This window comes from Cellulomonas hominis, assembly GCF_005239125.1.
Taxonomy (GTDB): Bacteria; Actinomycetota; Actinomycetes; order Actinomycetales; family Cellulomonadaceae; genus Cellulomonas; species Cellulomonas hominis_A.
In genome coordinates, this window is sequence record NZ_SZYE01000196.1 from 1 (window position 1) to 6,967 (window position 6,967).

The window sequence follows — 6,967 nt, forward strand, 5'->3', positions numbered from 1 at the left end:
CGCGCCCCGACGCCGCGCGCCCCGACGCCGCGCGCCCCGACGCCGAGTCTCCGTTCCTCGTCTGCCCGCGACCGCGGCGGCGGAGGCACGGGACGCAGACTCGGCGACAGGCGCCTACGCGAGGGCGCGCCTGCTGCTGATCACGCCCGTGTCGAAGCCCGCGAGGTGCAGGCCGCCGTGGAAGCGGGCGTGCTCGATCTTGACGCAGCGGTCCATGACGACGGTGAGGCCGGCCGCCTCGCCGCGCGTCGCGACGTCCTCGTGCCACGAGCCGAGCTGCAGCCACAGGGCCTTCGCGCCGACCGCCAGCGTCTCGTCCAGCACCGTGGGCAGGTCGTCGTGCCGGCGGAACACGTCCACCAGGTCCGGCACGACCGGCAGGGCGTCCAGCGACGGGTAGACGGGCTGCCCGAGGATCGACGTCTCGCGCGGGTTCACCAGGTACACGTCGTACGGGGTGCTGGACAGCAGGTACGTCGTGACGAAGTACGACGCGCGCGCCGGGTTGTTGGACGCGCCGACGATCGCGATCGACCGGGTGCGGCGGAGCAGCGCGAGGCGGTCGGGGGCGCTCGGGCCCTGCCAGGTGCGCTCAGGGGTGCTGGTCATCAGTTCGCCTCCGGGATCGAGCAGGTCGCGCCGCCGCCCACGCCGGTGACGGCCGCGACGACCACGGGGGCGGCCGCCTCGCGCGGCGCGGTCGCCGCCGTCAGCGCCTGGTCCAGGTCCCAGAGGATGTCCTCCGGGTCCTCGAGCCCGACGCTGATCCGCACCAGGTCCTCCGGCACGCCCGCAGCGGCGAGCTGCTCCGCGGAGAGCTGCTGGTGCGTCGTCGACGCCGGGTGGATGACGAGGGTGCGGGCGTCACCGACGTTGGCGAGGTGGCTGGCGAGCTGCAGGCCCTCGATGAACCGGCGGCCGACCTCGCGGCCGTCGCGGTCGGCGGTCGCGGCGAGCCGGAACGCGAACACCGACCCGGGCCCGAGCGGCAGGTAGTGCGCGGCGCGCTCGTGGTGCGGGTGCGACGGCAGCCCGGCCCAGTGCACGGCGGTGACGCGCGGGTCGGCCTCCAGCCACTCGGCGACGGTCCGCGCGTTGGCGAGGTGCGCGTCGAGCCGCTGGGGGAGCGTCTCCACGCCCTGCAGCAGCTGGAACGCGGACTGCGCGGACAGCGACGGGCCGATGTCCCGCAGCTGCTCGGAGCGCAGCTTGGTGAGGAACCCGTACTCGCCGAAGTTCTCCCACCACTTCACGTCGTTGTACGACGGGACGGGCTCGGTCATCTGCGGGAACTTGCCGTTGCCCCAGTTGAACCGGCCCGACTCGACGACCACGCCGCCGAGGGTGGTGCCGTGCCCGCCGAGGAACTTGGTGGCGGAGTGGATCACGATGTCGGCGCCGTGCTCGATCGGCCGCACCAGGTACGGGGTCGACAGGGTGGCGTCGACGACCAGCGGGACGCCCGCGGCGTGGGCGACCTCGGCCAGCCCGGCCAGGTCGGCGACCTCGCCGGACGGGTTCGCGACCACCTCGGTGTAGACGGCCTTGGTCTCGGGGCGGATGGCCGCGGCGTAGTCGGCCGGGTCGGTGCCCGCGACGAACGTGGTCTCGACACCGAACCGGCGCAGCGTCACGTCGAGCTGGGTCACGGTGCCGCCGTAGAGCTGCGCGGAGGCGACGATGTGGTCCCCGGCGCCGACCAGCGCGGCGAACGTGATGAACTCCGCGGCCATGCCGGACGCGGTCGCGACGGCGCCGATGCCGCCCTCGAGCGACGCGATGCGCTCCTCGAACGCCGCGACCGTCGGGTTGCCGAGCCGGGAGTAGATGTTGCCGTACTTCTGCAGCGCGAACAGGTTCGCGGCGTCGGTGGTGTCGGTGAACACGAACGACGTCGTCTGGTAGATCGGCACGGCGCGGGCGCCGGTCGCGGCGTCGGGGATCGCCCCGGCGTGCAGGGCGCGGGTACGGAAGCCGAAGCGGTGCTCGGAGCTCATGCGCGGGTGGCCTCCTCGGCCTCGGTGGTCAGGGCGAGGCTAGCGTCGTCGCGCAGCAGCGCGGCGACCTGGTCCACGGCCCAGGGGTTCTGCAGGGAGGTGACGTCGCCGAGCGGCCGGCCGTCGTGCAGCTCGGCCAGCAGCCGGCGCATGATCTTGCCCGACCGGGTCTTGGGGACCTCCGGGACGAGCACCACGTGCTTCGGCTTGGCGACCGGGCCGATCTCCCGGTGCACCTGCGCGCGCAGGTCCTCGCGCAGCGCCGCGGCGGCCGCGCGCCACGCCCGGAGGTCGTCGACCGGGCCGGGCGGGACCGCGGGCACGACGAACGCCGCGACGGCCTGGCCGCCGACCGCGTCCGCCACGCCCGCGACGCCGGCCTCGCCGACCGCCGGGTGCGCCACGAGCGCCGACTCGATCTCGATGGTCGACAACCGGTGGCCCGCGACGTTCACCACGTCGTCCACCCGGCCGAGCAGCCACACGTCGCCGTCGGCGTCCCAGGACGCGCCGTCGCCGGCCAGGAAGTAGCCGTGCGCGGCGAACGGCCGCCAGTAGGAGTCGCGGTACCGCGCCGGGTCGCCCCAGACGGTGCGCGCCATGCCGGGCCAGGTCCGGTCGAGCACCAGGTAGCCGCCGGAGCCGCGCGGCACCTCGGCGCCCGCGTCGTCGACGACCCTGGCCGAGAACCCGGGGAGCGCGCGGGTGGCCGAGCCCGGCTTGAGCGTGGTGACGCCGGGCAGCGGGGCGATGACCGCCGCGCCGGTCTCGGACTGCCACCACGTGTCGACCACCGGCGCCGTGCCGGCGCCGAACTGCTCGCGGAACCACACCCACGCCTCGGGGTTGATGGCCTCGCCGACCGTCCCGAGCAGCCGGACCGTCGACAGGTCGTACCCGACCGGCAGGCCGTCGGGGAACCAGGTCATGAAGGTCCGGATCAGGGTCGGGGCCGTGTAGTACACCGTGACGCCGTACCGCTCGATGACCTCCAGGTGGCGCTCGCGGTGCGGGGTGTCCGGCGTGCCCTCGTAGATCACCTGGGTCAGCCCGTTGCTGAGCGGGCCGTAGATCTCGTAGGTGTGCGCGGTCACCCACGCGAGGTCGGCGGTGCACCAGTGCACGTCGTCGGGCTTGGCGTCGAACACCGCCCAGTGCGTCCAGGACGCGTGCGTCAGGTAGCCGCCGGTGGTGTGCACCAGGCCCTTCGGCTTCCCGGTGGTGCCGGACGTGTAGATGATGAACAGCGGGTGCTCGGCGTCGAAGGCCCGCGGCTCGTGCCGGTCCGACGCGGTGTCCACGACGTCGTGCCACCAGACGTCGCGGCCCTCGGTCCAGGCGACGTCCTGGCCGGTGCGCCGGACGACGAGCACGTGCTCGACGTGGTCCAGCCCCTCGACCGCGGCGTCCGCGGCGGACTTCACCTCGACGGCCTGCCCGCGCCGGAACTGGCCGTCGCTGGTGACCAGCAGCTTCGCGCCGGTGTCCTGCACCCGGAACCGCACGGCCTCCGCGGAGAACCCGCCGAACACCAGGGAGTGCACCGCGCCGATCCGGGCGATCGCCAGGGTGACGACGATGGTCTCGGCGATCACCGGCAGGTAGACGACCACCCGGTCGCCGGGGCCGATGCCGAGGTCGGTCAGGGCGTTCGCGGCCCGGGACACCTCGCGCTGCAGGTCGGCGTAGGTGAGCGAGCGCCGGTCGCCCCGCTCGCCCTCGGCGTGGATCGCGACCTTGTCGCCGCGCCCGGCGGCCACGTGCCGGTCGACGCAGTTCACGGCCGCGTTGAGCTTCCCGCCGACGAACCACTGCGCCTCGGGCACGGTCAGCCCGCCGTCCGGGCCCTCGACCGCGGGGGACCAGGTGTGCGCGGTGTGCCAGGGCTCGGCCCACTCCAGGCGACGCGCGGCGTCCTCCCAGAAGCCCACGTGGTCGTCGTCGGCGCGCGCCCGGAGCCGGGCCGCGTCCTGGGGTCCCACGTTCCAGTCGCCGGCCGGGGCCGGGAACGCGCGGGTCTCGGTCTGCAGCGCCGCGATGGTCGCGCTCGTCGTGCTCGTCATGCCCACCTTCTCAGCAGCGACTTCTCGGCGAGGCCGATCAGCGCGTCGGTCAGCTTGCCCAGCAGCGCCAGCAGGACGATCGCGAGGATCATCCGGTCGACGCGGCCGTTGTTGCCGGAGTCCATCAGGAGGAAGCCCAGGCCCATCGACGACGCGATGAGCTCCGCGGCCACCAGGAACAGCCACGACTGCGCGAGCGCGAGCCGCAGGCCCGCCACCACGGACGGCACCGCGGCGGGCAGCTGCACCGCGCCCAGCAGGCGCGCACCGCGCAACCCGTACGCGCGCCCGGCCTCGACCAGGTGCGCGTCGACGTGCCGCAGCGCGGCGACGACGGTCGTGTACACGGGGAAGAACGCCCCGATCGCGATGAGGGTCAGCTTGGACTCCTCGCCGATCTTCATCCAGAGGATCAGCAGCGGCACCCACGCCAGCGACGGCACCGCGCGGACCGCGCCCAGGACCGGCTCCAGCAGCGCGCCGGCCAGCCGGGACAGCCCGACGACGGACCCGACCGCCAGGCCGAGCGCCGCGCCGATCAGGAACCCGAGCACCACGCGCTGCGTCGAGATCGCGACGTACTGCCCGAGCAGGCCGCGCTCGGCGAGGTCGACCGCGGCCGCCCACACCGAGGCCGGGCTCGGCAGCTGGTACGGCGCGACCAGGCCCGACGTGGTGACGAGCTGCCACGCCACCAGCAGGGCCGCGGGGACGACGAGGCCGAGCGCGATCCGCACCGGGCGGCGGGACAGCGCACCGGCGCCGGGCCGCGCGGGGAGGCCGAGGCTGAACGGGTTCAGCCCGGGCAGCGCGCGGCCGCGGGCGTCCGTCACCGGCGCGCTGGTGCCGGCGATCGTGCCGAGGACGGGGGACATGGCCTGCTCTTCCGTCGGGGGTGGTCGGGTGGTTCCGGGCCCGGGCCCGGGCCCGGGCCGGCGTCGCGCGGACGCCGGCCCGGTGCGGGTCAGCCGGCGATGGTGCTCGGGTCGGCGTTCTCCGCGAACTGCGGGTCGAACAGCTCGTCCAGCGCGGTGTCGACCAGGTCCTGGCTCGCGACGTCGCCGGACTCGACGAAGATCGGGCCGACGACCTCGAGGACGTCGCGCTGCGCCTGGCCGGGGACCGGGTCGATGTCGAGCGTGGTGCGCTCGGTGATGACCGTCTCGGCCACCGCCGGGTCGATGCCGGCGACCTCGGCGAGGATGTCCACGACCTCGTCGGGGTTCTCCTGCGCCCAGGCGCGGGCCTTCTCGTAGGCGTCGACGACGACCTGCGCCAGGTCCGGGCTCGCGTCCAGGAAGTCCTGCGTCGCGTTGAGGAACCCGTAGGTGTTGAAGTCGACGTTGCGGTACAGCAGCGTCGAGCCGGCCTCGGCCTCGCTCGCGGCCATCAGCGGGTCCAGGCCGGACCACGCGTCGACCGAGCCGTTCTCCAGCGCCGCCCTGCCGTCCGCGTGCTGGAGGTTCTGCACCTCGACGTCCGCCGGGTCGACGCCCGCCTCCTCCAGGGACTGCAGGAGGAAGAAGTACGGGTCGGTGCCCTTGGTCGCGGCGACCGAGCGGCCGGCCAGGTCCGCGACGTCGGTGATGTCCGAGCCCGCCGGGACGACGAGCGCGGCCCACTCGGGCTGGCCGTAGATGTCGATCGTGCGGATCGGCGAGCCGTTCGACCGGGCGAGCAGCGCCGCCGAGCCCGCGGTGGAGCCGACGTCGACCGCACCGGCGCGCAGCGCCTCGTTCGCCTTGTTCGACCCCGCGGACTGCACCCACTCGACGTCGACGTCGTCGCCGAGCGTCTCCTCGAGCCAGCCCTGGTCCTTGATGACGAGGCTCAGCGGGTTGTACGTCGCGTAGTCGACGGTCAGGGTGTCGGCGCTCCAGCCGTCGGCGGCCGTCGCGCCGTCCTCGGGGGCGTCCGCCGCCTGGGCGGTCTCGCCCTCGCCGGCCACGCAGCCGGCGAGCAGCAGGGTCGCGGCGACGGCGCCTGCGCCGAGGGCGATCGGGCCGCGCAGCCGGCGACGGAGGGCGGTGGGGAGGGCGGTCATGGGGTGCTCCAGGTGGGGTGTCGGGGTGGTGCGGGTCAGATCGAGTGGTGCGCGTCGGGGTCGTGCGACGGGTGGTGCGAGGGCACGCCGAGGCCGTCCAGAAGCTCGGCGCGCAGCTCCGCGAGCCGGGCGTCCGTGCGGTCGCGGGGCCGGTCGCCGGGGACCGTGATGACGGAGCGGACGGAGGCGGCCGCCGGCGCCCCGGGGGTCTCGCGGTCGGCGGGGGCTGCGGGGCCGGCGGGCGTCGCCGGGGCGGCGAGGGCGCCGAGCAGGACGACGCGGTCCGCCAGGTACAGCGCCTCCTCCACGTCGTGCGTCACGAGCAGCACCGTCGTCGGGCGGCTGGCGTGCACCTCGAGCAGCAGGTCCTGCATCCGTAGCCGGGTCAGGGCGTCGAGCGCCCCGAACGGCTCGTCGAGCAGCAGCACACCCGGCCGGCGGGCCAGCGCCCGGGCGAGCGACGCGCGCTGCGCCATGCCGCCGGACACCTGCCGGGGCCGTAGCCCGGCCGAGCCCGCGAGCCCCACCAGGTCCAGCAGCCGGGCGACCTGGTCACGGGCCTCGGCGCGCGGGGTCCCGCGGGGCACGCCCAGCGCGACGTTGTGCGCGACGGTGCGCCACGGGAGCAGGCGGGGCTCCTGGAACGCGACGGCCGTGCGGGCGTCGTACGGCGCGACCGGGTCGTCGCCGATCAGGATCCGGCCGGCGTCGGGCGCGTCCAGGCCGGCGACCTGGCGCAGCAGCGTCGACTTGCCCGAGCCGGACGGCCCCATCACGGCGACCGACTCGCCGGGCGCGACGTCCAGGTCGACGCCCGCGAGCGCCGTCGTCGCGCCGAACTGCTTGACGAGGCCGCGGGCGGA

At 75.0% G+C, this 6,967-nt stretch carries 6 protein-coding genes; all 6 read right to left on the reverse strand.

Annotated features, from left to right (window positions below):
• Positions 1 to 114 precede the first annotated feature (114 nt).
• A complete protein-coding gene (locus FA014_RS16770) occupies positions 115 to 609 on the reverse strand; it encodes a CoA-binding protein (protein ID WP_154730784.1) in 495 nt (164 codons plus the stop codon).
• Positions 609 to 1,997 carry an O-acetylhomoserine aminocarboxypropyltransferase/cysteine synthase family protein gene (locus FA014_RS16775; RefSeq protein ID WP_154730785.1) on the reverse strand — a complete coding sequence of 463 codons (1,389 nt, stop codon included), beginning with the start codon at positions 1,995 to 1,997 and terminating at the stop codon, positions 609 to 611. Before FA014_RS16775 ends, FA014_RS16770 begins: the two co-directional genes overlap by 1 nt.
• On the reverse strand, positions 1,994 to 4,060 hold the full coding sequence (gene acs / locus FA014_RS16780; RefSeq protein ID WP_154730786.1) for an acetate--CoA ligase: 2,067 nt from the start codon (positions 4,058 to 4,060) through the stop codon (positions 1,994 to 1,996). The genes FA014_RS16775 and acs overlap by 4 nt, the downstream gene beginning before the upstream one ends.
• Positions 4,057 to 4,935, reverse strand: coding sequence for an ABC transporter permease (locus FA014_RS16785; RefSeq protein WP_154730787.1), 879 nt, complete (start codon positions 4,933 to 4,935; stop codon positions 4,057 to 4,059). Before FA014_RS16785 ends, acs begins: the two co-directional genes overlap by 4 nt.
• A gap of 89 nt (positions 4,936 to 5,024) precedes the next feature.
• Entirely contained in the window at positions 5,025 to 6,104 is a 1,080-nt protein-coding gene (locus FA014_RS16790) for an aliphatic sulfonate ABC transporter substrate-binding protein (RefSeq protein WP_154730788.1), read from the reverse strand.
• Between the two features lie 35 nt (positions 6,105 to 6,139).
• Positions 6,140 to 6,967 (reverse strand): ABC transporter ATP-binding protein (locus FA014_RS16795; protein WP_419178424.1); only part of this gene is annotated, 828 nt, incomplete at its 5' end.

Excerpts from the sequence above, each read along its gene's own strand:
- FA014_RS16770 (WP_154730784.1), bottom strand. The coding sequence starts at position 609 with ATGACCAGCACCCCTGAGCGCACCTGGCAGGGCCCGAGCGCCCCCGAC.
- FA014_RS16790 (WP_154730788.1), bottom strand. The coding sequence starts at position 6,104 with ATGACCGCCCTCCCCACCGCCCTCCGTCGCCGGCTGCGCGGCCCGATC.
- FA014_RS16775 (WP_154730785.1), bottom strand. The coding sequence starts at position 1,997 with ATGAGCTCCGAGCACCGCTTCGGCTTCCGTACCCGCGCCCTGCACGCC.
- FA014_RS16785 (WP_154730787.1), bottom strand. The coding sequence starts at position 4,935 with ATGTCCCCCGTCCTCGGCACGATCGCCGGCACCAGCGCGCCGGTGACG.
- acs (WP_154730786.1), bottom strand. The coding sequence starts at position 4,060 with ATGACGAGCACGACGAGCGCGACCATCGCGGCGCTGCAGACCGAGACC.